The 26,082-nt window shown below is 69.6% G+C and carries 23 protein-coding genes; 11 read left to right on the plus strand and 12 right to left on the minus strand.

From position 1 onward, the window contains the following. The first annotated feature begins 37 nt into the window (after positions 1-37). Complete coding sequence (locus BST10_RS02190; protein ID WP_083036213.1) at positions 38-1,471, plus strand: acyl-CoA carboxylase subunit beta; 1,434 nt, start codon at positions 38-40, stop codon at positions 1,469-1,471. A 106-nt stretch (positions 1,472-1,577) separates the two neighbouring features. On the opposite strand, the gene BST10_RS02195 is transcribed toward BST10_RS02190, so the two are convergent. After that, positions 1,578-2,327, minus strand: coding sequence for an SDR family oxidoreductase (locus BST10_RS02195; protein WP_083036214.1), 750 nt, complete (start codon positions 2,325-2,327; stop codon positions 1,578-1,580). A gap of 107 nt (positions 2,328-2,434) precedes the next feature. Here BST10_RS02195 and BST10_RS02200 point away from each other — a divergent pair, with 107 nt between their 5' ends. Together BST10_RS02200 and BST10_RS02205 are read left to right on the plus strand one after the other, a co-directional pair. After that, positions 2,435-3,304, plus strand: a complete 870-nt coding sequence (locus tag BST10_RS02200) for a LysR family transcriptional regulator (protein WP_083036215.1) — start codon at positions 2,435-2,437, stop codon at positions 3,302-3,304. A gap of 55 nt (positions 3,305-3,359) precedes the next feature. Further along, on the plus strand, positions 3,360-3,953 hold the full coding sequence (locus BST10_RS02205) for a methyltransferase family protein (protein WP_235673583.1): 594 nt from the start codon (positions 3,360-3,362) through the stop codon (positions 3,951-3,953). A gap of 6 nt (positions 3,954-3,959) precedes the next feature. On the opposite strand, the gene BST10_RS02210 is transcribed toward BST10_RS02205, so the two are convergent. Then, entirely contained in the window at positions 3,960-5,498 is a 1,539-nt protein-coding gene (locus BST10_RS02210; protein ID WP_275987559.1) for a glycerol-3-phosphate dehydrogenase/oxidase, read from the minus strand. Next, on the minus strand, positions 5,498-6,076 hold the full coding sequence (locus BST10_RS02215; RefSeq protein ID WP_083036217.1) for a TetR/AcrR family transcriptional regulator: 579 nt from the start codon (positions 6,074-6,076) through the stop codon (positions 5,498-5,500). The genes BST10_RS02210 and BST10_RS02215 overlap by 1 nt, the downstream gene beginning before the upstream one ends. Positions 6,077-6,132: 56 nt before the next feature. On the opposite strand from BST10_RS02215, the gene BST10_RS02220 reads away from it, so the two are divergent. Continuing rightward, positions 6,133-7,713 carry an FAD-binding oxidoreductase gene (locus BST10_RS02220; protein ID WP_109559368.1) on the plus strand — a complete coding sequence of 527 codons (1,581 nt, stop codon included), beginning with the start codon at positions 6,133-6,135 and terminating at the stop codon, positions 7,711-7,713. Continuing rightward, the gene (locus tag BST10_RS02225) at positions 7,710-8,618 is read left to right on the plus strand and encodes a diacylglycerol kinase (protein WP_083036219.1); all 909 of its coding nucleotides are present in this window, start codon (positions 7,710-7,712) and stop codon (positions 8,616-8,618) included. Before BST10_RS02220 ends, BST10_RS02225 begins: the two co-directional genes overlap by 4 nt. A gap of 70 nt (positions 8,619-8,688) precedes the next feature. On the opposite strand, the gene BST10_RS02230 is transcribed toward BST10_RS02225, so the two are convergent. The 3 genes from BST10_RS02230 to BST10_RS02240 all read right to left on the minus strand — a co-directional run bounded on the left by BST10_RS02230 (position 8,689) and on the right by BST10_RS02240 (position 11,167). Continuing rightward, complete coding sequence (locus BST10_RS02230) at positions 8,689-9,201, minus strand: DUF3145 domain-containing protein (protein WP_041319746.1); 513 nt, start codon at positions 9,199-9,201, stop codon at positions 8,689-8,691. A 128-nt stretch (positions 9,202-9,329) separates the two neighbouring features. Then, positions 9,330-10,157: a serine hydrolase domain-containing protein gene (locus BST10_RS02235; protein ID WP_083036220.1), complete on the minus strand. Its 828-nt coding sequence runs from the start codon at positions 10,155-10,157 to the stop codon at positions 9,330-9,332. Between the two features lie 11 nt (positions 10,158-10,168). After that, complete coding sequence (locus BST10_RS02240; RefSeq protein ID WP_083036221.1) at positions 10,169-11,167, minus strand: AraC family transcriptional regulator; 999 nt, start codon at positions 11,165-11,167, stop codon at positions 10,169-10,171. Positions 11,168-11,260: 93 nt separating this feature from the next. Here BST10_RS02240 and BST10_RS02245 point away from each other — a divergent pair, with 93 nt between their 5' ends. From BST10_RS02245 to BST10_RS02255, 3 genes are read left to right on the plus strand one after another with little or no spacing between them, the layout of a single operon-like run. Then, positions 11,261-13,063 carry an N-acyl-D-amino-acid deacylase family protein gene (locus BST10_RS02245; protein ID WP_083036222.1) on the plus strand — a complete coding sequence of 601 codons (1,803 nt, stop codon included), beginning with the start codon at positions 11,261-11,263 and terminating at the stop codon, positions 13,061-13,063. A 10-nt stretch (positions 13,064-13,073) separates the two neighbouring features. Beyond that, positions 13,074-14,159 (plus strand): S-(hydroxymethyl)mycothiol dehydrogenase, encoded by a 1,086-nt coding sequence (locus BST10_RS02250; protein ID WP_083036223.1) that lies wholly within the window; start codon positions 13,074-13,076, stop codon positions 14,157-14,159. Then, positions 14,156-14,785, plus strand: coding sequence for an MBL fold metallo-hydrolase (locus BST10_RS02255; protein WP_083036224.1), 630 nt, complete (start codon positions 14,156-14,158; stop codon positions 14,783-14,785). Before BST10_RS02250 ends, BST10_RS02255 begins: the two co-directional genes overlap by 4 nt. A gap of 180 nt (positions 14,786-14,965) precedes the next feature. Here BST10_RS02255 and BST10_RS02260 read toward each other — a convergent pair whose 3' ends face one another. Then, positions 14,966-15,646 (minus strand): SHOCT domain-containing protein, encoded by a 681-nt coding sequence (locus BST10_RS02260; RefSeq protein ID WP_109559379.1) that lies wholly within the window; start codon positions 15,644-15,646, stop codon positions 14,966-14,968. Positions 15,647-15,747: 101 nt separating this feature from the next. Here BST10_RS02260 and BST10_RS02265 point away from each other — a divergent pair, with 101 nt between their 5' ends. Continuing rightward, positions 15,748-16,827 (plus strand): class I SAM-dependent methyltransferase, encoded by a 1,080-nt coding sequence (locus BST10_RS02265; protein ID WP_083036225.1) that lies wholly within the window; start codon positions 15,748-15,750, stop codon positions 16,825-16,827. A gap of 2 nt (positions 16,828-16,829) precedes the next feature. On the opposite strand, the gene BST10_RS02270 is transcribed toward BST10_RS02265, so the two are convergent. After that, the gene (locus BST10_RS02270; protein ID WP_163762316.1) at positions 16,830-18,323 is read right to left on the minus strand and encodes an Hsp70 family protein; all 1,494 of its coding nucleotides are present in this window, start codon (positions 18,321-18,323) and stop codon (positions 16,830-16,832) included. Positions 18,324-18,795: 472 nt separating this feature from the next. On the opposite strand from BST10_RS02270, the gene BST10_RS02275 reads away from it, so the two are divergent. Continuing rightward, positions 18,796-19,470, plus strand: coding sequence for a cutinase family protein (locus BST10_RS02275; RefSeq protein ID WP_165757169.1), 675 nt, complete (start codon positions 18,796-18,798; stop codon positions 19,468-19,470). Positions 19,471-19,627: 157 nt separating this feature from the next. Further along, positions 19,628-20,275 carry a cutinase family protein gene (locus BST10_RS02280; RefSeq protein ID WP_083036228.1) on the plus strand — a complete coding sequence of 216 codons (648 nt, stop codon included), beginning with the start codon at positions 19,628-19,630 and terminating at the stop codon, positions 20,273-20,275. A gap of 10 nt (positions 20,276-20,285) precedes the next feature. Here the strand turns inward: BST10_RS02280 and BST10_RS02285 are convergent, their stop codons facing one another. The 4 genes from BST10_RS02285 to BST10_RS23650 form a co-directional block, all read right to left on the minus strand. Next, positions 20,286-21,857 (minus strand): acetolactate synthase large subunit, encoded by a 1,572-nt coding sequence (locus tag BST10_RS02285; protein ID WP_083036229.1) that lies wholly within the window; start codon positions 21,855-21,857, stop codon positions 20,286-20,288. A gap of 90 nt (positions 21,858-21,947) precedes the next feature. Further along, positions 21,948-23,339, minus strand: a complete 1,392-nt coding sequence (locus BST10_RS02290; RefSeq protein ID WP_109559369.1) for an FAD-binding oxidoreductase — start codon at positions 23,337-23,339, stop codon at positions 21,948-21,950. 9 nt (positions 23,340-23,348) lie between these two features. Next, positions 23,349-25,688, minus strand: coding sequence for a Tex family protein (locus BST10_RS02295; RefSeq protein ID WP_083036230.1), 2,340 nt, complete (start codon positions 25,686-25,688; stop codon positions 23,349-23,351). 11 nt (positions 25,689-25,699) lie between these two features. Further along, a complete protein-coding gene (locus BST10_RS23650; RefSeq protein WP_308214909.1) occupies positions 25,700-25,909 on the minus strand; it encodes a type I restriction-modification enzyme R subunit C-terminal domain-containing protein in 210 nt (69 codons plus the stop codon). Between the last annotated feature and the right edge of the window lie 173 nt (positions 25,910-26,082).

Below are 26,082 nucleotides of genomic sequence, written 5' to 3' on the forward strand. Positions count from 1 at the left end.
CAGCTGCACAAGCAGCACAACGACAAGGAGACGCGCGATGACGACCATGGCTCCCGAGACGGTGGGCGAATCACTCGATCCGCGCGACCCGCTGTTGCGGCTGTCGACGTTCTTCGACGACGGCACCGTGGAACTGCTGCATGAGCGGGACCGCTCCGGGGTGCTGGCCGCCGGCGGTGAGGTCAACGGGGTGCGCACCATCGCGTTCTGCACCGATGGCACCGTGATGGGCGGTGCGATGGGCATCGAGGGGTGCGACCACATCGTCAACGCCTACGACACCGCGATCGCCGAGCAGAGCCCGATCGTGGGCCTGTGGCACTCCGGCGGCGCCCGGCTGGCCGAGGGCGTGCGCGCGCTGCACGCGGTCGGGCGAGTTTTCGAGGCGATGATCCGGGCCTCGGGCTACGTCCCGCAGATCTCGGTGGTGGTCGGCTTCGCGGCCGGCGGTGCCGCCTACGGCCCGGCGCTTACCGACGTCATCGTGATGGCGCCGGAGGGACGGGTGTTTGTCACCGGCCCCGACGTGGTGCGCAGCGTCACCGGTGAAGACGTCGACATGGCCGCGCTCGGCGGTCCCGACACCCACCACAAGAAGTCGGGCGTGTGCCACATCGTCGCCGACGACGAGCTCGACGCCTACGCGCGCGGCCGCCGGCTGGTCGGATTGTTCTGCCAGCAGGGCCATTTCGACCGCAGCAAGGCCGAGGCCGAGGACACTGACCTGCACGCGCTACTGCCGGAGTCGGCGCGTCGCGCCTACGACGTGCACCCGCTGGTGAACGGGCTGCTCGACTCGGAAGCCGATGGCACGCCGTCCTTCGAAGAGTTCCAGGCCAAGTGGGCGCCGTCGATGGTGGTCGGGCTGGGCCGGCTGTCCGGTCGCACCGTCGGGGTGCTGGCCAACAACCCGCTGCGGCTCGGTGGCTGCCTGAACTCCGAAAGCGCCGAGAAGTCGGCGCGTTTCGTGCGGCTGTGCGACGCGTTCGGGATTCCGCTGATCGTGATCGTCGACGTGCCGGGCTACCTGCCCGGCGTCGGCCAGGAGTGGGGCGGCGTGGTGCGCCGCGGCGCCAAGCTGCTGCACGCATTCGGTGAGGCCACCGTTCCGCGGGTCACGCTGGTCACCCGCAAGACCTACGGCGGGGCCTACATCGCGATGAACTCCCGGTCGCTGGGTGCCACCAAGGTGTTCGCCTGGCCGGACGCCGAGGTCGCGGTGATGGGTGCCAAGGCCGCGGTGGGCATCCTGCACAAGAAGAAACTGGCCGCCGCCCCCGATGACGAGCGCGAGGCTCTGCACGAGGAACTCGCCTTGGAGCATGAGCGGATCGCCGGCGGCGTGGACAGCGCGATCGACATCGGCGTCGTCGACGAGAAGATCGACCCGTCGCACACCCGCAGCAAGGTCACCCAGGCGCTGGCCGAGGCCCCCGCGCGCCGGGGCCGCCACAAGAACATCCCGCTGTAGCTCGTCCCCCTTTTCCCGCGAGCCTGCCCGTTAATCCTCCGCGAGCGTGCGCGTCCCCGGCCCGACACGCCGAGTCGAGGCCGGAAGTGCGCACGGTCGCGGCCGGCTAGCGCGTGGTGTAGCCGCCGTTGGCGAAGATGGTCTGCCCGGTGATCCACTGGCCGCCGTCCAGCAGGAAGAGCACCAGCGGCGCGATGTCCTCGATCTGGGTCAGCCGGTTGCCCATCGCCTGGGACTTGTGGAACTCCACGCGCTCCGGGGTCTCCTGCGGGTAGAAGAACGGGGTGTCCATCGGACCGGGTGCGACGCTGTTGACGTTGATGCCACGGGCCGCGAATTCCTTGGCCGCCGCGCGGGTGAAGTGCTCCACCGGACTCTTGGATCCCGCGTAGGTGGAATAGCCGTCGGTGAACGCCCCGAGCAGCGCTGTCACGATCGTCACCACCGAACCGTTGTCGTTGAGCCTCCTGCCGGCCTGCTGCAGAAAGAAGTAGGCGGACTTGGCGTTAATGTCGAACATCGAATCGTATTCGGCCTCAGTGGTTTCCAAGATGGGCTTGCGCAGCACCTTGCCGACGGTGTTGATCGCGTAGTCCACTCCGCCGAATGCCTCGACCGCGGCGTCGAACAGCGCGGTGACGTTGGCCGGGCGGGTCAGGTCGCCCTGGACCTTGATCGCCTTGGCCCCGGCGGCCTGTACCGCGGCGACGGTCTTGTCGGCGTCGGCTTCGGAGCCATCACTGTTGTAGTGCACCGCGACGTTGACGCCGCTGCGCCCCAACGTCGTGCTGATCAATCCGCCCAGGTTCTTGGCCCCGGCGGCCACCACCGCAGACTTGCCGGACATATTGGTCATGGTTGTTCCCTTCTGTCTTCGATGACGAACCTAATCGGGCAGTGCACAAATGAGAAACAATGTCTTGCGAACAATCCACAAATAATTTTTGTGGCTAACATGGTCCGATGCTCCCGGTCCCCGACCTGCGCCGCCTGACCCACTTCATCGCCGTGGCCGAGGCCGCCGGCTTCACCCGCGCGGCCGGGCAGCTGCACCTGTCGCAGCAGGCACTGTCGCATTCGGTGCAACAGCTCGAGAAGGAGATCGGCGCGACGCTGCTGGTGCGCTCCGGACGCCGCATCACGCTGACCCCGGCGGGCCAAACGCTGGCCGACGAGGGCCGCGCCCTGCTGGCAGCGGCCCGCACGATCACCGCCCACACCCGGGCAGCGGCCACCGCACGCCCCGCGGAGTTCGTCGTCGGGCACTCGCCGGCGATCAGCAACCACGATGTCTACGCGCTGATCGAGCCGGCCGTCGCCGCGGCACCTGACACCTCGTTCACGGTGATGCAGCTGTTCCCCGACCAGATGACCACCGGGGTACGCGACGGCACCGTGCAGTTGGGCCTGCGCCGTGCGGTGGTGCCGCAGGAACGTCTCGCCGGTGCCGTGATCCGCTACGACGCGATGCGGGTTGCGGTGCGCAGCGACCATCCGCTGGCCGCCCGCGCCCGCATCACCATCGCCGACCTTACCGACCAGCTCATCGCCTTGTGGGCACCGCCCGGATCGTCTTATTACAGCGACTTTCTGGTCAATGCCTGCCGGCGCGCCGGGTTCGAACCGCAGTACCGGGTCAGCCGGGTACAGGGCTGCCCACCGGAGGTGGCGGCTCTGACCGAGAACGCCGCCGCGTTTGTCACGGCACCGGCGGGTCCCGCGGTGAGCGGCGCCGTCACGGTGATCGACCTCGACCAGCCCCTGCTGATCCCGATGCAGGCACTGTGGCAGCCGCACACCAGTTCCGCCGTGCGCGATCTGATCTTGCGCTGACCTGCTTGACAAGTGCCACGGCCGAAACAATAATTCACCATACGATGAATTGAGCGTGGTTGCGACGAACGAAGGGATCCCGGTGCCCGGATACCTGGCCGCGCTGGCGCTGGCGTTATGTCCCGTCCTGGTCGCTGCCCGCCTGATTGTGCTGCGGCGCAACGGGACACGGGCGATGCACTTCGGGAACGTCGATAAGAAGGACTTCCTGATCCCGCCCTTCGCGCTGATCTACTTCTATGTCATTTTCGCCGGGGCATTCGGTTGGCCGCTGGTAGCCTCCCACCGGTTCCTCAGCTCCGAGGCCATCGCGTGGGCCGGGGTTACAGCGTGCTTCGGCGGCCTGGGGTTGGTCCTGCTGAGCCTGGTCGCCTTCGGCAAGAGCTTCCGGGTCGGCATCGGCGTCGACCACCCGGACAAGCTGGTGACTTCGGGGGTGTTCGCGATCAGCCGCAACCCCATCTACGTCGGATTCGCGCTGGTGCTGCTCGGCGAGTTGCTGGTGTTCCCGAGCTGGATTCCACTGATCTATCTGGTTGCCGCGGTATGGCTGTTCCACCGCCAGGTACTGCGGGAGGAAGCCTTCATGGCGGAGCACTACGGCCGGGAGTACGCCGGGTACGCCGGCCGGGTCCGCCGCTATATCTGAGCGTCGTCAATCGGCGGCGGCGACGAACTCCCGCGCCACCGACAGAACCCGCTCCCGGTCGGCGGCCACCAGCCCGATCCGGGTCCGGCGATCCACGATGTCCTCGGCGGTCAGGGCCCCTTCGTGGCTGACGGCGTACTCGAACTCCGCGCGGATCACGTCGATGCCGTCGGCCACCGGGTCGGCGGGCCGCCGGCAGGTGGCAGCGGCCAGCACGTTGGCCGCCTCCGCGCCATACCGCAGCACCAGCGATTCGGGGAGTTCGACCGACAGCGGGTCCTGTGACCCCGGGTTGTCCGGCGCGCCCACCAGCGGCAGGTCGCGGGTGCGGCAGGGCGTGGCGGACAGCGCCCGCAGCCGCACCGCGCGGTCCAGCACGTCTTGGGCCATGTGCCGGTACTCGGTCAGCTTCCCGCCGATCACGCTGAGCACCCCCGTCCCCGATTCGACGACGGCATGGTTGCGCGAGACGTCGGCGGTGTGGCCCGCCCCGGTGTCGATCAGCGGCCGCAGACCCGCATAGCGGCCGATCACGTCGCCGGCGCCGAGCGCGGTCCCCAGCGCGGTGTTGACGGTATCCAGCAGGAACGACACCTCCGCCGAGGTCGGTTGCGGCACATCGGGAATCGGGCCGGGCGCCTCCTCGTCGGTGAGTCCCAGGTAGACCCGGCCGAGCTGTTCGGGCATGGCGAAGACGAACCGGTTCAGCTCACCCGGGATCGGTACGGTCAGCGCGGCCGTCGGGTTGCCGAATGCCGCCGCGTCGAACACCAGGTGGGTGCCCCGGCTCGGCCGCAGCCGCAGGCCCGGGTCGATGTCAGCGGCCCATACCCCGGTTGCGTTGATGACGGCCCGCGCGGCGACGTCGACCGACTCCCCGGTGAGCTGGTCGGTCAGCCGCACCGAATCGCCGGTGGCCTCCGAGGCGGCCACATAGTTGAGGATCGTCGCGCCGTGCTGGGCGGCGGTGCGGGCCACCGCGGTGACGAGGCGCGCATCATCGATCAACTGCCCGTCGTAGGCCAGCAGACCGCCGTCCAGGCCGTCGCGGCGCACGGTCGGCGCCAGCTCGACCGTCGCTTCGGGCGAGATCCGTTGCGAACGTGGCAGCACCGTCTCGGGGGTGCCGGCCAGTCGCCGCAACGCGTCACCGGCGAGGAACCCGGCGCGCACCAGCGCCCGGTCGCGGCGGCGCATCGATCCCAGCAGCGGCACCAGTTGCGGCATCGCACGAACCAGGTGAGGAGCGTTGCGGGTCATCAGGATTCCGCGTTCGATCGCGCTTCGCCGCGCGATGCCCACGTTGCCGGTCGCCAGGTACCGCAGCCCGCCGTGCACCAGTTTGGAGCTCCACCGGCTGGTGCCGAACGCCAGATCGTGCTTCTCGGCCAGTACCACCCGCAAGCCGCGGGTGGCAGCGTCCAGTGCGATGCCGGCACCGGTGATACCGCCCCCGATCACCACGACGTCGACGCCGGCACCGTCGGCCAGCGCCGCCAGCTCCCGGGTGCGGCGGGCGGCGTTGAGGGCGGCGGTCTCGAGCATCACGACAGGTACCTGTTGAGGGCGTAGGTCAGTTCGGCGGCCAGGGCGTCCTCGTCGAGGATCGGCGCGACCAGCTGCGCCGACTGGATCGCCGACTGGGTGATCAGCAGACACATCGCGGCGAGCCCGCGCGGATCTCCCGGCCGTACGCCGCCGCCGACCTGGGCAGTGCGCAGTTCGGCCGCCACCAGGTCGATCAGCCGCTGCTGGCTGGCCCCCATCCGCTCGGTGATGTAGACCATCGCCAGTTCCGGTGCGTGATGCAGCACCTGCATCACCACCTCGTCCCGCCGCAGCCGTGCGGCCACCGCCACGATCCGCTCGACCAGCGCCGCACGTCCGGCCCCCGGCACGGTCACCTCGGTCCAGGCGTCGGTAACCCGGGCGGTGAGCAGCGCGGCGATCACCGAGCGGCTGTCGGGCCACCGCCGGTACACCGTGGGACGGCTCACCCCGGCACGGCGCGCGATGGCCGCCAAGGTCACCCGCTCCACGCCCAACGCCAGCAGACAACTCGCAGCGGCGTCGAGAATCCGGTCCCCCACAGCAAGCTGCTCGTCATTACTGGTTGACAGCATATGTAATACTGTAACGCATGACTCCGCCCGATGCCCAGGATGTCCTCACTCCCCCGATGAAGTGGAACGCCTGGGGCGACCCGGACGCCGCCAAACCGCTGTCTGACGGCATCCGCCAGCTGTTGAAGGCCGCACTGGGCATCGAGGGCACCGACGCCGTCGCGGCCGAGCCCGATCAGGTGGCGCTGCGGCCATCGGCGCTTGCCGACACCGATCGCCGGGCGCTGGCAGCGATCGTCGGCGAGGAATTCTGCCGTGTCGATCAGCGCGGGCGACTGTTGCGCGCCGGCGGCAAATCCACGCTGGATTTGCTGCGGCGCAACAGATCCGGAATCCAGGATGCGCCCGACGCGGTGCTGCTGCCGGGGTTCGAACTCGACATCGTCGCGATCCTGGAGTACTGCAGCCGGCACAACATCGCGGTGGTCCCGTTCGGCGGCGGTACCAGCGTGGTCGGTGGCCTCGACCCCATCCGCGGTGCGTGTAAGGCCGTGGTGTCGCTGGACCTGCGCCGCTTCGATCAGCTGCTGGAACTCGACGAGGTCTCCGGCGAGGCGGAGTTCGGCGCCGGGGTCACCGGACCGGAGGCCGAACGACTGCTGGGCGAGCGCGGTTTCTCACTCGGCCACTTTCCGCAGAGTTTCCAGTTCGCCACCCTCGGCGGGTTTGCGGCCACCCGGTCCTCGGGTCAGGATTCGGCCGGCTACGGCCGGTTCGACGATATGGTCCGCGGGCTGCGGATGATCACCCCGGCCGGGGTTCTGGATTCGGGGCGGGCCCCGGCGTCGGCGGCCGGACCTGACCTACGCCAGTTGCTGATCGGTTCCGAGGGCGTCTTCGGCGTGATCACCCGGGTCCGGGTGCGGGTGCATCCGGTGCCGGCGACCACCCGCTATGAGGCGTGGTCGTTCCCGGACTTCGCCACCGGCGCCGCCGCGCTGCGGGCGATCACCCAGACCGGCACCGGCCCCACCGTCGTCCGGCTCTCCGACGAGGCTGAGACCGGCGTCAACCTGGCCAGCACCGAACAGATCGGCGAGCAGCAGATCACCGGCGGCTGCCTGGCGATCACCCTGTTCGAGGGCACCGCCGAACACACCGAGAGCCGGCATGCCGAAACCCGGGCGCTGCTGGCCGGCCACGGCGGCACCTCGCTGGGCGAGGGGCCGGCGCGGGCCTGGGAACACGGCCGCTTCTCCGCTCCGTACCTGCGGGATTCGCTGCTGGCGGCGGGAGCGCTGTGCGAAACGCTGGAGACCGCCACCGCCTGGTCCAACCTCGGCACACTCAAGGCCGCCGTCACCGACGCGCTGACCACCGCACTGGCCGACAGCGGCACGCCGGCACTGGTGCTGTGCCACATCTCGCACGTCTACGCAGGCGGCGCGTCGCTGTATTTCACCGTCGTCGCCGGGCAGCGCGGCAACCCGATCGACCAGTGGCTGGCGGCGAAAACCGCTGCGAGCGAAGCGATCATGCGCAACGGTGGCACCATCACCCACCACCACGCCGTCGGCGCCGACCACCGGCGCTGGATGGTCGACGAGGTGGGCGAGCTCGGGGTGCAGGTGCTGCGGGCGGTAAAGGCAACACTGGATCCGGCCGGCATCCTCAACCCCGGCAAGCTGATCCCGTGACACGCCGGATCGGGCGGGTCACGCTGCTGACCAATCCGGCGGCCGGGCACGGCAACGCCCGGCATGCGGCCGAGCGGGCCCTCGCCCGCTTCCAGCAGCGCGGCGTGGACGTCAACCACATCGTCGGCTCCGATCCCCGGCACGCCCGGCAGCTGCTCGACGAGGCGCTGGCCGCCGGCACCGACGCCGTGGTGGTGGCCGGCGGCGACGGGGTCATCTCGTTGGCGCTGCAGGCGCTGGCCCTCGGCGCCGTGCCGTTGGGAATCGTCCCGGCCGGCACCGGCAACGATCACGCCCGCGAATACGGTCTGCCCACCGGGAACCCCGAGGCGGCCGCCGACGTCGTCGTCGACGGATTCACGGAAACGGTCGACCTGGGCCGCATCACCGCCGACGGCGGCGCCCCGTCGTGGTTCGGCACCGTGATGGCGGCCGGCTTCGACTCACTGGTCAGCGATCGAGTCAACCGGATGCGCTGGCCGCACGGGCGGATGCGCTACAACCTGGCCATGGTGGCCGAGATGTCCAAGCTGCGGCTGCTGCCGTTCCGGCTGACCTTCGACGACGACGAGCCGATGGAGATCGATCTGACCCTGGCGGCGTTCGGCAACACCCGCAGTTATGGCGGCGGGATGCTGATCTGCCCGGGCGCCGACCACGCCGACGGCCTGCTCGACGTCACGATGGTGCATTCGGGATCGCGCACCAAGCTGATCCGGCTGTTCCCGACCGTGTTCAAGGGCACCCATGTGGGCCTCGACGAGGTGAGCACCCGGCGGGCGGCCTCGGTCCGGGTGGAATGCCCGGGCATCAACGCCTACGCCGACGGAGACTTCGTCGCCCCCCTTCCGGTGACGGTGACGGCGGTACCGGGCGCACTGCAGATCCTGCGCCCCGCCGGCTGACCGCGAGCGCGCGTATCCCCGAGCGACACACCGGGAAACTCACCGCTGTTGCGCACGCTCGCGCCCGCGCTTACCCCACGCCGCGGCTGAGCCAGGACACCTCCGCGCCGTCGCCGCCGTCGCGGAAGGCCTCCAGGGCCTCGTCCCAGGCGGTGCCCAGCACCGTTTCCAGCTCGGCGGCCAACGCGTCGGCGCCGGCCGCCATCATGGTGCGCAGGCGGTTCTCGCCGACCATCACGTCACCGTTGGCGCTCATCGATCCACTCCACAGCCCCAATTGAGGGGTGTGGCTGAACCGGTGCCCGTCGACGCCGGCGCTGGGATCCTCGGTGACCTCGAATCGCAACACCGACCAGGAGCGCAGCGCGCTGGCCAGGCGAGCACCGGTCCCGACCGGCCCGACCCAGTTGACCACTGCGCGCAGTTGCCCGGGCATGGCCGGCTGTGGTGTCCAGTTGAGTTTGGCCTGCGCGTTCAACGTCGAGGTCAGCGCCCATTCGACATGCGGGCACACCGCCGCGGGCGACGCGTGGATGTACACCACGCCGCTGGTCACGTCGGCGAATTGATTCGTCGCGCGCATCAGTTGCTCCTTCGGATCCACGAGGGACGTCTTCCCCAACGACCTGGCGGAACCGAGTGGAACGGTGCTGATGCTGCTGTTTATTTAGTGTCGTATGTGTCTATTGTGCCTCGTGAGACGCCTGTTGGCTAGTCCCCGCCGTACTCCGACACGACCGCGTCGGCCAGCGCCGGCCACCGGGACATCACCCAGTCCCCGAAGTCGCGGTCGCTGAGCACCACCAACACCCGCTCGATCACCGGATCAGCCCAGATCAGCGTGCCCGACTGGCCGAAATGGCCGTAGGTCTGCACCGAGTTGGCCGCCCCGGTCCAATGCGGGGATTTGCCGTCGCGGATCTCGAAGCCCAGCCCCCAGTCGTTGGGCCGCTGGCGCCCGTACCCGGGCAGCACACCGTCCAGGCCGGGGAATTGCACCTGGGTGGCCTCGGCATGCAGCTGCGGCGACACCGTGACCGGCGCCAGCAGGTCACCGGCAAATGCGGCCAGATCGGCAACAGTCGAGGTAACCCCGAAACCTGCCGCCGCAGCACCGCCGTCCAGCCGGCTGGCCGACATCCCCAGCGGTTCGAACACCGCTTCGGTCAGGTAGCGACCGAATTCAATACCGGATGCCTGCTGCACTGCCTTGGCCAGCACGGCGAAGCCGTGGTTGGAGTACACCCGCCGGGTGCCCGGCTTGGCCAGCACCCGGTCGGAGTCCGCCGAGAGCCCGGAGGCGTGCGCGAGCAGATGTCGCACCGTGGCGCCGGGCGGCCCGGCCGGGGTGTCCAACTCGACGGCGCCCTCCTCGACCGCGACCTGCACCGCCCGCGCAACCAGCGGTTTGGTCACCGACGCCAGATAAAACGAGCGCGTGGTGTCGCCGCGGTCGGCCAGCACGCCCTGCGGACCGATGACCGCCGCGGCAACGTGGTCGACGGGCCAGTCATCGAGGGCATCGAGGGCTGCAGACATCGGCCGCCAGCCTAGCCTCGAACCGCCTTGCGGTAGCTACTCGCGCTGCACCCGAACCAGCGACGGCAGGACCGGCTGAGCACGCTCTGCTCGGCGTATCCGAGTTCGCGGGCCAGGTGCGACAGGCTGATGTCGGTCTCGCGCAGATAGCGATCGGCGGCGTCTCGGCGGACACCGTCGACCAGGGCGGCGAACGTGGTCTGCTCGGCGGCCAGCCGCCGGTGCAGCGCCTTGGGGTGCAGGCCGAGCTCGTCCGCGATCAGCTCCAGGCTCACCGTCCCGGTGGGCAACAGCTGGCGGGCCATGACGCGCACCGACGCGGCGATGCCGGGCGACTCGTCGGTCATGGCGCGCAGGTAATGCACCATGGCCTGGTGCGCCTGGTCGTCGCGGTGCAGCGGGCGGTTCAGGTCGGCGGTACGGAAGGTGAACCCCGCGACCGGTTGCGCGAAGTAGGGGCGGCAGCCGAAGTAAGCCAGGTACTCACGCACCGGGGTCAAGGGTTCATGCGGAAGGTGCACCGACAGCGGCGCATACGGGCTGTCGAACATCATCCGCATGATGCCCAGCGACACCCCGAGCGACAGCTCGGTGGTCTGCGGGTGCGGCGGCGAGCGCTCGAGCAGGACGTCGAAGGCATAGAACGACTCGCTGCTCTTCGCCCCCGGGGTGATGCGGGCCGAGATCGCCGGGCTGTAGGCGGACATGAACCGCTCCACGATCGAGAACCCCCCGCCGACGGTGGCCGCGGTGCGCGCAGCCACGCCGAGCGGCCCGAAGATGTCGATGTCCTGGCGCAGTGCCAGCCGTCGCCCGAAATCCGGGCAATCGACTGCATTCGCTGCACCTTCAATGGCGAGGATTACCGCGCGGTACGGCACGAACAGCTCGTGAGTTCCGGCCGCACCGGAAGGCACCCCGGCCGCCGCCAGTAACGCCGCCGGATCGCCGCCGAGTTCGGCGACCAGCTCCGGATAACCGGACAACGCGGTGCCGCGCACCACCGACATGTCCGCAAATATCAAAGAAATGTCCGCAGTTGTCAAGACTTCGCCTGCCGGGCAGGCCATGCTGAATCAGGCATCGATCGGAAGGAACGTCCCGTGAGCTTTGACACCGTGATTCGTGGCGGCCGGTGGTTCGACGGCACCGGCGCGCCGTCGGCGATCCGCAACATCGGTATCCGCGACGGTCATGTCGCCGCGATCTCGGCCGAACCGCTCGACGAAGCGGGCTGCGGCCAGGTGATCGACGCCGCCGGCAAATGGGTGCTGCCGGGACTGCTCGACATCCACACCCACTACGACGTCGAGGTGCTGGTCGCCCCGTCGCTGTCGGAGTCGGTCCGGCACGGTGTCACCACGGTGCTGGTCGGATCGTGTTCGCTGTCGACCATCCACGTCGACGGCCAGGACGCCGGCGACCTGTTCGGCCGGGTGGAGGCGATCCCGCGCCAGTACGTCGTCGACACCATCGACAAGCACAAGGACTGGTCGAATTGCGCGGACTACATCGCCGGCCTGGAGCGGCTGCCGCTCGGACCGAACGTGACCGCATTCATCGGACATTCCGATATGCGCGCCGCAACCATGGGCCTGGACCGCGCCACCCGCGGCGACGCTCGGCCCACCCCGGCTGAGCAGGCCCGGATGGAGCAGATGCTCGACGAGGCGCTGCAGGCCGGGTTCGTCGGGATGTCGTCCCAACAGCTGCTTTTCGACAAGATGGACGGTGACGTCTGCCGGTCACGCACCCTGCCGTCGACGTACGCCAAGCCGAGAGAACTGCGCCGGCTCAAGGCGAAGCTGCGCCGCAGCGGACGGATCCTGCAGGCCGGCCCGGACGTCAAGAACCCGTTCGATGTGGTCTCCCAGTTGGCGCAGGCGCTGGGCATCTTCCGCCGGCCGCTCAAAACCAGCCTGCTGGCCGCCGCTGACGTCAAGAGCAACCCGCTTGCGGTTCCGGCGATGATCAAGGCCTCGCGCGTGCTGAACAAGCTGGGCGCCGACTTCCGCTGGCAGCACCTGCCGGTGCCGTTCGAGGTCTACGCCGACGGCATCGATCTGGTGATCTTCGAGGAGTTCGGCTCCGGCGCCGAAGCGCTGCACCTGCGCGAGTCGGTCGAACGCGACGAGCTGATGCGCGACGAGGGCTACCGGCGGCGCTTCCGCAAGGACTACCAGAACAAGTACGGCCCACGGGTTTGGCACCGCGACTTCTTCGACGCCGAGATCGTCGAGTGCCCCGACGCGTCGGTGATCGGGAAGTCCTTCGGTCAGGTCGGGGTGGACCGCGGCGGGGTGCATCCCGTCGACGCCTTCCTCGACCTGGTGCTGGAACACGGAACCGCGCTGCGCTGGCACACCACCATCTCCAACCACCGTCCCGACATGCTCCGCAAGATCGCCCGTGAGCCGGGCGTCCAGATGGGCTTCTCGGACGCCGGCGCACACCTGCGCAACATGGCGTTCTACAACATGGGCCTGCGGCTGTTGCGCCACGTCCTCGACGCACAGCAGGCCGGGCAGCCGTTCCTGTCGATCGAGCAGGCGGTGCACCGGCTGACCGGTGAACTGGCCGACTGGTACCGCATCGACGCCGGCCACCTACGGGTGGGTGATCGCGCCGACGTCGTGGTGATCGACCCCGCCCACCTCGACGACACGCTGGATGCCTACGTCGAGGAGACCTTCGCCGCCTACGGCGGTATGTCGCGCATGGTCAACCGCAACGACGCGGCCGTCACCGCCGTGTTCATCTCGGGCCGCGCGGTGGTCCTCGACGGGCAACCCACCGGCGTGCTCGGCACGCAACGCACCGGAAGCTTCCTGCGCGCCGACACCCGAACCCCGGCCGTCACCGCGCAGGCCACGGTGCCGGCGGCGGGCGCCCCAACCGCAACATAAGGTTGGCATCATGAGTCAGACAGTGCGCGGCGTGATCTCCCGCGAAAAGGGCAAACCGGTCGAAGTGACCGACATCGTCATCCCCGACCCCGGTGCCAAGGACGTCGTCGTCGCCATCACCGCCTGCGGGGTGTGCCACACCGACCTGACCTACCGGGACGGCGGCATCAACGACAGCTACCCGTTCCTGCTGGGCCACGAGGCCGCCGGCACCGTCGAGTCGGTGGGCTCGGCGGTGACCGCGGTCGAGCCCGGTGACTTCGTGGTGCTGAACTGGCGCGCGGTGTGCGGACAGTGCCGGGCCTGCAAGCGCGGCCGCCCACACTTGTGCTTCGACACCTTCAACGCCTCGAAGCCGATGACGTTGGTAGACGGCACCGAGCTGACCCCGGCGCTGGGCATCGGGGCGTTCGCCGACAAGACACTGGTGCACGAGGGTCAATGCACCAGGGTCGATCCGGCCGCCGACCCGGCGGTGGCCGGACTGTTGGGCTGCGGGGTGATGGCCGGCGTGGGCGCGGCGATCAACACCGGCGGCGTCACCCGCGACGACACGGTCGCGGTGATCGGCTGCGGCGGCGTGGGCGATGCCGCGATCGCCGGTGCGGCCCTGGTCGGCGCCCGCCGAATCATCGCCGTGGACACCGACGACACCAAACTGGACTGGGCCCGCGGCTTCGGCGCGACCGACACCATCAACGCCCGCACCCAAGATCCGGTCGAGATCATCCAGGAGCTCACCGACGGCTTCGGCGCTGACGTGGTGATCGACGCCGTCGGGCGCCCAGAGACCTGGAAGCAGGCGTTCTATGCCCGTGACCTGGCGGGAACCGTTGTGCTGGTGGGGGTTCCGACCCCCGACATGCGGCTGGACATGCCGTTGATCGACTTCTTCTCCCACGGCGGGTCGCTGAAGTCGTCCTGGTACGGCGACTGCCTTCCCGAGCGCGACTTCCCCACGCTGATCAGCCTCTACCTGCAGGGTCGGCTGCCGCTGGAGAAGTTCGTCTCCGAACGCATCGGACTCGACGACATCGAGGAGGCCTTCGACAAGATGCACGACGGTAAGGTGTTGCGCTCGGTGGTGATGTTGTGAGCGGCCCCGCCATTCAGCGCGTCGTGACCAGCGGCACGTTCGAGCTCGACGGCGGCAGTTGGGACGTCGACAACAACATCTGGATCGTCGGCGACGACTCGGAGGTGGTGGTCTTCGACGCCGCCCACACCGCCGCGCCGATTATCGAAGGCGTCGGCGGCCGCAAGGTGGTCGCGGTGGTGTGCACGCACGGCCACAACGACCACATCACCGTGGCGCCGGAACTCGGCGAAACGTTCGACGCTCCGGTGCTGCTGCACCCCTCCGACGAGATGCTGTGGCGGATGACGCATCCGGACAAGGACTTTCGGCCGCTATCGGACGACCAGACGCTGCGGGTGGCCGGCACCGAGCTCCGGGCTCTGCACACGCCGGGCCACTCGCCGGGATCGGTGTGCTGGTACGCGCCCGAACTGCGCGCGGTGTTCAGCGGCGACACGCTGTTCTCGGGCGGGCCGGGCGCAACCGGACGCTCGTTCTCGGACTTCCCGACGATCCTGGCGTCGATCTCCGAGCAGCTCGGCAGTCTGCCGGACGACACCGTCGTCTACACCGGCCACGGCGACAACACCCGAATCGGCGACGAACTGGTCAACTACGACGAATGGGTGGCCCGCGGCCACTGACGATGCACCGCGAGGAACGAGCGGTGAGGAGGAAGCGGCCCACCCGGCATGGCCACTGACGATGCACCGCGAGGAACGAGCGGTGAGGAGGAAGCGGCCCACCCAACCTGGCCACTGACGATGCACCGCGAGGAACGAGCGGTGAGAAGGAAGCGGCCCACCCGGCATGGCCACTGAGCCTCAGCGTTCGTCGAGAATTCGCCGCTTCTCGGCCTCGAACTCGGCCGCCGTCAACGCGCCGCAATCACGCAGTGCCGTAATCGTTTTGAGCTGCTCGATACGGATGCCCTCGCCGTCGGGGACCAGCGCCGCGCCCACCGTCGGCCGGCTGCGGTCGCGGACCGGCCAGAATCGTGCTCCGATCAGACCCACCGTGCCCAGCCCGAACACTGCCGCGAACGCCCACGGAAGCGAACCGTGGGCACCGGATCTGCCGAAGGCCAGCCGCGGGGCGATGAAGCCGCCGACGTCGCCGTCCGTGGTGATCTGGTAGTCGCCGGCCGTCGCCACCTGGACCCGCCACAGCCGCCGCCGGGAGTCGTTGTTGACCGTCGTCGTGATCCCGACGCTCTGGGTGAACTCCGGATCGGCCGCGCCGGCCGGTGCCACCACTCCCAGGCTCAACGGCGGCACCGGCAGGCCGCCGCCGCTGGGACTGGAGATGACCCGGGTGTGCAGGCTCACCGTCACCTCGCCGGCCGGAAGGTGGACGGTGCCCGTCCCCGGGATCGGCACCTCGCCGTAGGCGTTGTAGCGATCCAGCACGAAAATGTTGAGCATCAGCGCAACCACGAACCCGATGACGCCGATGGCCATCAGGACCGCCGCGACCACGACCGGAACCCGTCGGGTCGCCCGCACGCCGCTCACCTGGGCAGTGTGCCACGGTGATCACCGGCAGCGGCACACCCGCTACCGTCGGAGGTGGTGTCCGCGAATGCCCGCAACGGTGGGAGGTGCACATGCGGGAGTCGAGCATCGTCGTCCGCCCGGAGGCTGCCGGCACCCCCTCGAGGCGATTGCAGGCAGCCGGCCTGGCCCATGCCACCGCCGTGTTCGAACAGCTGGCGGCGGCGGTCCCGCTACCGCGCGCCCCGCGGCCGATCGTGGTCGCCGACTACGGCGCGGCGACCGGCTACAACTCGCTGCTGCCGATCTGTGCCGCCATCGCGGCGTTCCGGCGGCGCACCCGACCCGACCACGCCGTGCTGGTGGCACACACCGACCTGCCCGACAACGACTTCACCGCGCTGTTCAGCACGCTTGCCGACGATCCGGACAGTTACACCCGCAAGGACGCGGCCAGCTTCCCCTCGGCGATAGGCCGGTCGTTCTACGCCCAGATCCTGCCGTCGCAGAGCGTCAACCTGGGCTGGACCTCGTGGGCGACGATGTGGCTGCGCCGACCCGCCGAAGAACTGCCCGAATTCGATGATCACGTCCATGTCGACCACAGCGACGACGCCGGCGCCCGGCAGGAGTACACCCGCCGGGCCGCTCAGGACTGGCACGACTTCCTGGCCTTCCGCGGCCGGGAACTGGCCCCGGGCGGCAAACTGCTGGTGTTGACCGCGGCCGTCGACGCGCAGGGCCGGTCCGGCTACCAGCCCGTGCTGGACGCCATCGTCGCGGCGCTCGACGAACTGGTGCACGATGGCTTGCTGAGCCGCGACGAGGTCGCCCGGATGACCATCCCGGTGCTCGGCCGCAGCGAGAAGGAGCTTCGCGCGCCGTTCGCCCCGGCCGGGCGGTTCGAAGCACTGACGATCGATCGACTCGAGCTGTTCGACGCCGAGGACCGGTTCTGGGAGCGCTACCTGCTCGACGCCGACGCGCGTGCGCTGGGCGCCCAGTGGGCCGCGTTCACCAGCGCCGCGATCTTTCCGACGCTGGCCGCCGCACTGGCCGGCGGGGCCGGCGACCCGCGGGCAGCCGACTTCGTGCAGCGCCTGCAGGCCGGTGTCGCCGCCGAGCTGGCAAGCAGCCCGCAGCAGGTGCAGATTCCGCTGGCGCTGGTGGTGCTGTCCAAAAGGGCGGCGTAACGCTACGGGACGGCCGGGGCCTCGGCGGGTTCCGGGCCCGGCGGCATGGCCGGCGCCTCGGGAAGATGCGGGAAGGCCGGCGGGGCCGGTTGGGGGTGCGGCGCGTACGCCGGCGGGAGTTCGACGGTGGTCGTGGGGTGTGTCGTCGACACCGTCGTCAGCACACCGGAACCCGGTCCCTCATCGGCGGCGTGCCGCAACACCAGCACGGCTACGGTGCCCAACAACATCGCGACCAGCGCGGCCAGGATCACCACCGGCGCCGGTCGCCGGTACCACGGCACCCCGCCCCGGTCGCCGATCTCCACCGGCTCGGGTGCGACAGGCTGCGATACGGGCGCGGGACGGGCCACCGGCGGCGGCGTGATCAGGGGCTTGAACGCCGCGTTGGGCGGGTTGTCCACCGGCGGCGGCGGTGGTGGGGGTTCGACCGGCGCGGTTTCGGGCAGCGGTGGCGGCTCGGCAGGCGGCGCAGCTTTTCTCGGCGTGGCCACCACGTTGCCGGCAACGCTGAGCGCCGCGCCGATCGCCGCCGTCAACTGTGGCCGGGGCGAGCTGATGACGGCGGCACCGAAGCGTTGCGACAGGCCGTTCGTGACCGTCGGCATATTGGCCCCACCGCCGACGGACACGATCGCTGACAACTCGCCGGGAGCGATCTCGTTGTCGTCCAAGGTCTCTTGTAATGCGGTGAAGAAGCCGTCGAGCGGTTGACGCAGTGCCTCGTCGAGTTCTGCGCGGGTCAGCCATACCCCACCGTGGAATCCCGCAAGTTCGGCGACCGTCTCCGTCGACAGGTGCTCCTTGGCGTCTCGGCACTGGCTGCGCAACCGGGTCAACGACCCGACCGTCGGGGGCCCGTCACTGTTGCCGCCCAGATCGGCCACCACATGATCGAGCAACGCCTGATCGATCACATCACCGGAGAACGTCGTGATGCGGCGGGTGGCGCCGATGGGTTCGTAATCGCGTCGGGCGTCGACGAGGGTGATATTGCTACCGCTGCCGCCGAAGTCACACACCGCGATGATGCCGTGGTCGGGCAGGCCCGGATTGGCCCGCAGGGCCGTCAACACCGCAGCGGTGTCCGAGATCAGCGTCACCGGATGCTGCGCCCATTCCGACACCCGCCCCAAGGCGGTGCGCAGCGCGCCGATGGCTTCCCGCGACCAGTGGGCCGGATGGCTGACCGCAACCGCGGGCGGTATCGGGCGTCCCTCGGTCGCGGCGTAGGCCAGCGCGTGCAGCCCGTCGCCGAGCAGTTGCTCGGCGCGGTGTGTGGATCCGTCGCCCGCCACCACCGGCTCCCGGCCGCCGACGCGATCGACGAAATCGGTGACCACCAGCCCGCGCTCGACCAGATCGACGTTGACGGCGGAATTCTCCGACGGCATGCCGATCTGGGACGGCCGGTCCCGGAACAGCGTGAGCACCGGCCGGCGGGTGATCGCGCGATCGGCGGTGACCGCCGCCAGAGTGGTCGCTCCGACAGACATGCCCATCGCGGGGCCTGTGTCATGCGCCATGCTGTCCCATCCACAGTGTCCACCGGCGATCGGAACGCACCGGATCCATGCAATTTTATCGATGCGTCTCCGATTTGCTCCGCATTGCAGCGCCATTGGTGCGCCGAACCACTCGCAGCGCTTCGCGCGGCAACCCCCGAACACCTGCGGCCCCCGGCTTCCGACAGTCGATTACACCGTGTCGGAAGCGGGCTGGCGGCACCCCGCGGCGGCGTCCGGTTCCGAGTTTGCTCCGGCAACACAGTGCGGTGGCCGCTCCGCCGACACCGGGCCGACATGCCGTGGTAACCGCCCGCTCACTTGCGCGTGGTCCGGTGATAATCCAAATCCTGAACACGACATGCGAGTCGGGGCGCGACGCGCCGGCAGCCGCCTCCGCTATTACGTGAATTCCCAGGGCAGCTTGCTTACGTCGCGGCACGAGTTATGCCACCATGAACGGGTGAACACACGTCGGATTCTTCGCTCCCTCGGTGTTGTGCCGGCACTGACCTGGCTGCTGCAGAGCACCGCTGTCACCCCTCCCCTCGCCTATGCCGAACCCTGCCCGGACGTCCAAGTCTTGTTTGCTAGAGGCACCGATGAAGCGATCGGCCTCGGTGAGACCGGGCAAGCATTCGTCGATGCGCTGCAGCACCGGCTCGGCGAGCGCTCCATGGCGGTCTACGCCGTCGACTACCCGGCCACCAACGACTGGCCGACCGGTATCCAGGGCATCCGTGACGCCACCACGCACATCCAGGCCACCGCCGCGAACTGCCCCAAGACCAAGATGGTGCTCGGCGGCTTCTCGCAGGGCGCCGCGGTAATGGGTTTCTCCACCGCCAACGCCATCCCGGACGGGGTGGTAGGAGTCGATGTACCACAGCCGATGCCCCCCGAGGTGGCCGACCACGTCGCCGCCGTCGTGCTGTTCGGCACCCCGAACGAGCGGGCGATGAACTTCCTGGGCCAACCACCCCTGGCCATCGGCCCCGCCTACCTGGCCAAGACCATTCAACTGTGCGCGCCGGAAGACCCGGTTTGCTCAGAGGGAATGAATTTCGCGGCGCACGCCCCCGGCGCCTACGACGGGATCGCCGACGAGGGTGCGGCCTACGCGGCAAACCGGCTGTAATCACTGTCTTCGCAGCGTGACGTCGGCATTGCTGTTTGCTGGCGACGCCGGTCGGCTGCGGTTGCCGGCGTGCGGGCGATGACCTGACCGGGCCGGCACGGCGCCGAATGTCGACCCGCGGGCCGGTCGCGCGACCGCGACATGTCAGCATTTGACCATGACCTTGCGTGACACCGTTCGCACCGTCACTGTCGCGGTGATGCTGATTGGAACCCTGCTGGGCTCGCCGACGGGCATTCCGGCCGCCGGCGCCGAGCCCTGCCCGGACACCGAGGTGGTGTTCGCGCGCGGCTCCGGGCAGCCCGTCGGGCTCGGTGACGTCGGCGAGGCGTTTGTCGCGTCGCTCACCGAACAACTTCCCGGTCGCGACGTGCGGGTCTACCCGGTCGACTACCCGGCGAGCACCGACTACCGCAACAGCGCGCTGCTCGGTGAGAGCGACGCCACCGCACGCATCCAGGCCACCGTCGCCAACTGCCCGAACACCAAACTCGTGCTCGGCGGTTACTCCCAGGGCGCCAGCGTCATCGAGATGTCCAGCAATTCGCTGCCGCCGGCGGTCGCCCAACGGGTGGCCGCAGTGGCCCTCTTCGGTCCACCGTCGAGTCCGTACTCCACCTCGTTGTGGGGCGGTCCGCTGCCGGTCCTCGCCGCCTCGTACCAGCCGATGACCATCACCTTCTGCCTGGCGGGTGACATCTACTGCGAAGACAACGGCAGCGTCGTCCCGCACCTGATGTACGTGCAGGACGGCAAGGCCGACGAGGGCGCCGCCTTCGCCGCGAATCGCCTGACGAGCGGTTAGTACGACTCGGTCAGAACACGCTCGGCATCCGCGCATCGATCAGGTGCGGGCCCGGTTCGGCTAGCGCCCGGCGGAACTGTTCGGCGAGTTCCTCACAGGTGGTCGCCACGCTCGCCGGCACCCCGAAACCCTCGGCGATCTTGGCGAAGTCCATGTTCGGCCGCGAAAGGTCCAGCAGTGCTTCCGCTTTGGGACCATAACGCCCACCTTCAGCTTCGGCGCCCACCCGGGCCAGTTCCATGCGCAGGATCGCGTAGGAGCTGTTGTTGATCAGCACCGTGGTCACATCGGCGTTCTCCCGCGCCATCGACCACAACGCCGAGATGGTGTAGGCCGCGCTGCCGTCGGCTTGCAGCGCGATCACCGGCCGGTCCGGCGCGGCGACGGCAGCACCCAGGGCGACCGGCAGTCCCTGCCCGATCGCACCGCCGGTGAGGGTGAGCACATCGTGGCGCGGTGCGCCGGCGGTGGCCGCGGGAAGCATCAGGCCTGAGGTGTTGGACTCATCGGAGATGATCGCGTTCTCGGGCAGCAGCGCCCCGATCACCTGCACCCAGTTCTGCGGGATGAGCTCCCCCGCCGGCAGCTGCGGGGCGGCGGCGGGTGCGGGCCGGGGCTGCACCCCCGGCGCCACCGCCTCGGCCAGCTGTGCCAGCGCGGCAGCCACGTCCGTCTCCAGGCCCGCCAACTGGTGCACCGCACAGCCTTCGGGCACCAGGTCACTGGGCTTGCCGGGGTAGGCGAAGAACGACACCGGGGCTCTGGTGCCGGCGACCACCAGGTGCTTGATCCCGTCGAGCTGGAACGCGGCCTGCTCGGCCAGGTAGCCGAGCCGGTCGATGGCCGGCACCCCGGCGCCGCGCGCCAACCGGGCCGGGAACGTCTCGACCAGCGCACGGGCTCCGGTCGCCGCGGCGATCCGGTCGGTGGCCTGCAGTGCTGCCACCTCGGCGGCCGCCGGCCCGCCGATCAGCAGCGCCACCGGCTCGCCGCTGCGCAGCACGTCGGCGATCTCGGCGACGGCATGTGGGTCGGGGGCGGCCGCGGCGACCGCTTCGACCGGTCCGGCCGCCTGCGCCCCGTCGTCCCAGGAGATGTCGGCGGGCAGGATCAGGTTGGCCACCTGCGCCGGACTGGCCATCGAGGCGGCCACCGCTTCGGCCGCATCCCGGCCGATCTCGGTCCCCGCGCCGGTGCGACGCACCCAGCCGTGGGTCCAGTCCGTCAGCGGCTCGATGTCGGATTCCAGTGGGGCGTCGTACTTCTTGTGGTAGGTGGCGTGGTCACCGATGACGTTGACCACCGGCACGTGCGCCCGGCGGGCGTTGTGCAGGTTGGCCAGGCCGTTACTCAGCCCGGGCCCCAGGTGCAAAAGGGTGGCCGCCGGCTTTCCGGCGATGCGCGCATAGCCGTCGGCTGCGCCGGTCACCACTCCTTCGAACAGGCACAACACCCCGCGCATCTGCGGCACCGAATCCAGCGCGGCCACGAAATGCATCTCGGAGGTGCCGGGGTTTGCGAAGCAGACCTGCACGCCGCTGTCGACCAGGGTGGTGATCAGGGCCTGTGCTCCGTTGGTCATGAGGTTGCCTTTCTTCGTCCCGCCGAGTGGGAACACTGCGACGCGACACGCCGTCCGGGGGCCGCGACGTTCCCGGTCGCAGAGGTCGTCCTATAGAAGCACGCCGGGGTTGAGGATCCCGGCGGGGTCGAAGGCGTCCTTGATCCGGCGCATCAGCGCGATCTTGACCGGGTCCTCCAATTCCAGGAAGTGTTGCGTCTTGGCCCGGCCGAGGCCGTGCTCGCCGGAGATCGCACCGCCCAACGCCATCGCCGCCGCGAAGATGTCGTGCAGCAGTTGGTGCCGGACCTCATCGTCGGCGCAGAACACCGCCAGGTGCACGTTGCCGTCTCCGGCGTGCCCGCATCCGACCACGCCCGCGCCGGCCGCTTGCGCGGATTGCTGAGCCCGGGTGAAGAACTCGTGCATGACCGCACGCGGAACCACCACGTCGATGACGTCGTGGGCGCCGGCGGCCTTGGCCGTCCAGAACGCCTTCTCGCGCGCCTCGATCAGCGTGTGCGCCGAGTTTCCTTCCAGTACGTAGACATCGACTGCCCCCAGTGAGCCCAGCAGTTCGCCCAGCATCGCCACGTCGTCGTCGAGGCGGGCACGGTCGCGGTTCTCCAGCCCGATCACCAGGTGCGCTTCGGCGCTGTCACGGACCTCGTCGGGGATGCCCAGGTTGAGGTGCTGTGCGTAGCTGATCGCGGCCAGGGTGAGTTTGTCGACGTATTCCAGGATCACCGGGTCCACGCCGCTGCGCACCACCGTCGGCACCGCGCGCATCACCGCGGGCAGGTCGGGGAACGGCGCCAGCAACGTCGCCGAGTGGGCCAGCCGCGGGTAGAGCCGCACCGTGATCTCGGTGGCCAGCGCGCAGGTTCCCTCGGAGCCGATGATCAGCTGGGTCAGGTCGTATCCGGTGGACAGTTTGGTGATCCGGCCGCCGGTACGGATCAGCTCGCCGGTCGGCAGCGCCGCCTGTAATCCGAGCACGTTGTGGCGGGTCACCCCGTATTTCACCGCGCGCATGCCGCCGGCGTTGGTGCCGACGTTGCCGCCGACACTGGCCGACAGCTCCCCGGGGAAGACGGTGTACATCAACCCCGCCGCGGCGGTTGCGGTGTCGAGGTCGGCCAGCGTGACCCCGGGCTGCACCACGGCGACCTGGTTGTCGGTGTCGATCTCCAGGATGGCCGCCATCTTCTCCAAGGAGATCAGCAGGCCGTCGGCGCACGGTCGCGCGCCGGCCGACAGCCCGGTGCCCGACCCGCGGGCGGTCACCGGGATCTTGTCGTCGGTCGCGGCGGCCAGCAGCGCCGCGACCTGTTCGGCGGTCTGCGGGCGAGCGACGTAGCGCGGTGTCACCGGCGCCCCGACCAGTGCCTCATCGTGGGTGTAGTCCGGGCCGATCTGCTCCCCGGTGAGCAGATCGGCCGCGCCGACGATGTCAGCGAACCGATGGGCGGCGTCGGCCTGCGCGCTGTCCAGCATGCCCATGCCTGCCCCTCACTTTCCGAATCCGGCGTCCCGCAGCGCCTGGGCCATCGACCCGCCGGCCGGGGCCGCGTCCCGGCGCCCGGCACCGTTACCGGGTCGCCGCCCCCGATTCTGCTTGCCGGTGTCGCGGCCCGCAGCCGGTTTGGCGGCCGAGCCGCGATCCGGCTTGTCCCGCAGCCGCAGGCTGAGCCCGATCCGCTGGCGGTCGACGTCGACGTCGACGACCTTGACCTTCACCACCTGGCCGGAACGGACCACCTCGTGCGGGTCGGAGACGAAACGGTCCGCCATCGCCGAGACGTGCACCAGGCCGTCCTGGTGGACTCCGACGTCGACGAAGGCGCCGAAGGCGGCGACGTTGGTCACCACCCCTTCCAGAACCATGCCCACTTTGAGGTCGGCCACCTTCTCCACGCCCGCGGCGAACGTCGCCGTGGAGAACGCCGGCCGCGGGTCACGGCCCGGCTTCTCCAGCTCGGCGAGGATGTCGGTCACCGTGGGAACCCCGAAGCGGTCGTCGGCGAAATCGGCGGGCCGCAAAGACCGCAGCAGTCGTTCGTCGCCGATGATCTCGGCCAGTGCGACGCCCGCGCGGTCCAGGATCCGGCGGACCACCGGGTAGGCCTCCGGATGCACCCCGGAGGAGTCCAGCGGGTCGTCGCCATCGCGGATGCGCAGGAACCCGGCGCACTGCTCGAATGCCTTGGGCCCCAACCTCGGCACGTCGCGCAGGGCGGCCCGACTCCGGAACGGTCCGGCCTGTTCGCGGTGCGCCACGATGGCTTCGGCCAGTGATTCCGAGACGCCCGACACTTTGGCCAGCAGGGGCGCGGACGCGGTGTTGAGGTCGACGCCGACGGCGTTCACGGCGTCTTCGACCACCGCGTCGAGGCTGCGCGCCAGGTTGCCCGGCGAAACGTCGTGCTGGTACTGGCCGACGCCGATGGACTTCGGTTCGATCTTGACCAGCTCGGCCAGCGGGTCCTGCAGCCGCCGCGCGATCGACACCGCCCCGCGCAGCGTGACATCGAGGTCGGGTAGTTCGTGTGCGGCGTAGGCCGACGCCGAGTAGACCGAGGCGCCGGCCTCGCTGACCATCGCCTTGACCGGCGCGGCGGCGCCGGCGGCTTTGAGGTCGGCGATCAGCTCGCCGGCCAGGGCGTCGGTCTCCCGCGAGGCGGTGCCGTTGCCGACGGCGATCAGGTCCACGCCGTGGCGGGCGATCAGCGCAGCCAGCATCGCCTTGGCCTGGTCCCACTGCCGTTGCGGCTGGTGCGGGAAGATCGCGCAGGTGTCGAGCACCTTGCCGGTGCCGTCCACCACGGCCACCTTGACGCCGGTGCGAAACCCCGGGTCCAGTCCGAGGGTGGTGCGGTTGCCGGCCGGGGCGGCCAGCAGCAGGTCCTTGAGGTTGGTGGCGAACACCGTCACCGCATCGGCTTCGGCGCGTTGCTTCAGCCGCATCCGGGCGTCGACGGCGGCCGAGAACGCCAGCCTGGTCTCCCACGCCCACCGCACCGTCTCGGCCAGCCAGGGCGTCGCCTGGCCGGGCGCGGCCATGTCCACACCGAGCGACTCGGCCACCATCGCCTGATAGGGCTCGGCGTCGCCGCCGCCAAAGGTCAGCGCCAGGGCCCCCTCCTTCTCGCCGCGCAGCACCGCCAGCACCCGGTGCGACGGCATCGTCTCCAACGCCTCGCTGAACTCGAAATAGTCGCGGAATTTCTGTGCGGCAGCACTTTTCGCAGCCTCTTCTGACCGAGGCGCGGTGCGCAGCGACCCGCAGGACCAGAACTTCTCCCGCACGGCCCCCACCAATTCGGCGTCCTCGGCGGCGCGCTCGACCAGGATGGCACGCGCGCCCTCCAGCGCCGCCGCGGCATCGGCGACGTCCTCGGCGGTGAAATCCCCGGCGAGCTGTTGCGGGTCCAGCATCGGGTCGGCCAGCAACCGGTCGGCCAGCGGTTCCAGGCCGGCCTCGCGGGCGATCTGCGCCTTGGTGCGGCGCTTCGGCTTGTACGGCAGGTAGATGTCCTCGACGCGGGCCTTGGTGTCGGCCTGGATGAGCGCGGCGCTGAGCTCGTCGGTGAGCTTGCCCTGCTCCTCGATCGAAGCCAGCACGGCGGCCCGGCGGTCGTCGAGTTCACGCAGGTAACGCAGCCGCTCCTCGAGGGTTCGGAGCTGCCCGTCGTCGAGGCTGCCGGTGACCTCCTTGCGGTAGCGGGCGATGAACGGCACCGTCGCCCCCTCGTCGAGCAATGCGACAGCCGCGGCGACCTGTCGTTCCGCCACCGCCAATTCATCGGCGAGGCGGGCGTTTACCGGTTTGAGGGCGAGGTTCGCGGTCACGCCGACGGACCCTACCGAACGCCGCCGACGGTTCCTTGGTGCGGGACGGCGTGATTTTTGACCGTGCGCAGGATGTCTACGATGCCGCCCACCTCGGCGTCGCCGAACATACCTTCCGGCCCGCGCGGTGCGTGGTCGGTGTAGGGCGATTCATACAGGCGTGCGGGCTCCATCACCCCGTTGGCGGTCACCTCGTCGATGATGAGGTTGACGAACCGGATCTGCTCGACGGTGAACTTTTGCCATCCAGGTAGGCGCCGAAAGCCTCGACTGCAGCCTGTCGATCCAGGCCCACCAGCGGCCGGATGAACAAACCCAACCCGCTGTCAATCAGCATCTGCTCCAATGCCTCCAGGTCGCTGCCGGTGAGCTGTTTGTTCCGCCGCAGCAGCTG

The organism is Mycolicibacter algericus DSM 45454 (assembly GCF_002086455.1).
Classification (GTDB): domain Bacteria; phylum Actinomycetota; class Actinomycetes; order Mycobacteriales; family Mycobacteriaceae; genus Mycobacterium; species Mycobacterium algericum.

What these genes read in the sequence shown, in the direction of transcription:
- BST10_RS02250 (WP_083036223.1), top strand. Translation starts at nt 13,074, where the DNA reads ATGAGTCAGACAGTGCGCGGCGTGATCTCCCGCGAAAAGGGCAAACCG.
- BST10_RS02270 (WP_163762316.1), bottom strand. Translation starts at nt 18,323, where the DNA reads ATGTCTGTCGGAGCGACCACTCTGGCGGCGGTCACCGCCGATCGCGCG.
- BST10_RS02290 (WP_109559369.1), bottom strand. Translation starts at nt 23,339, where the DNA reads ATGGGCATGCTGGACAGCGCGCAGGCCGACGCCGCCCATCGGTTCGCT.
- BST10_RS02285 (WP_083036229.1), bottom strand. Translation starts at nt 21,857, where the DNA reads ATGACCAACGGAGCACAGGCCCTGATCACCACCCTGGTCGACAGCGGC.
- BST10_RS02265 (WP_083036225.1), top strand. Translation starts at nt 15,748, where the DNA reads ATGCGGGAGTCGAGCATCGTCGTCCGCCCGGAGGCTGCCGGCACCCCC.
- BST10_RS02195 (WP_083036214.1), bottom strand. Translation starts at nt 2,327, where the DNA reads ATGACCAATATGTCCGGCAAGTCTGCGGTGGTGGCCGCCGGGGCCAAG.
- BST10_RS02230 (WP_041319746.1), bottom strand. Translation starts at nt 9,201, where the DNA reads ATGCGCGCGACGAATCAATTCGCCGACGTGACCAGCGGCGTGGTGTAC.
- BST10_RS02200 (WP_083036215.1), top strand. Translation starts at nt 2,435, where the DNA reads ATGCTCCCGGTCCCCGACCTGCGCCGCCTGACCCACTTCATCGCCGTG.
- BST10_RS02235 (WP_083036220.1), bottom strand. Translation starts at nt 10,157, where the DNA reads ATGTCTGCAGCCCTCGATGCCCTCGATGACTGGCCCGTCGACCACGTT.
- BST10_RS02210 (WP_275987559.1), bottom strand. Translation starts at nt 5,498, where the DNA reads ATGCTCGAGACCGCCGCCCTCAACGCCGCCCGCCGCACCCGGGAGCTG.
- BST10_RS02190 (WP_083036213.1), top strand. Translation starts at nt 38, where the DNA reads ATGACGACCATGGCTCCCGAGACGGTGGGCGAATCACTCGATCCGCGC.
- BST10_RS02280 (WP_083036228.1), top strand. Translation starts at nt 19,628, where the DNA reads ATGACCTTGCGTGACACCGTTCGCACCGTCACTGTCGCGGTGATGCTG.
- BST10_RS02240 (WP_083036221.1), bottom strand. Translation starts at nt 11,167, where the DNA reads ATGTCGGTGGTGCGCGGCACCGCGTTGTCCGGTTATCCGGAGCTGGTC.
- BST10_RS02220 (WP_109559368.1), top strand. Translation starts at nt 6,133, where the DNA reads ATGAAGTGGAACGCCTGGGGCGACCCGGACGCCGCCAAACCGCTGTCT.
- BST10_RS02215 (WP_083036217.1), bottom strand. Translation starts at nt 6,076, where the DNA reads ATGCTGTCAACCAGTAATGACGAGCAGCTTGCTGTGGGGGACCGGATT.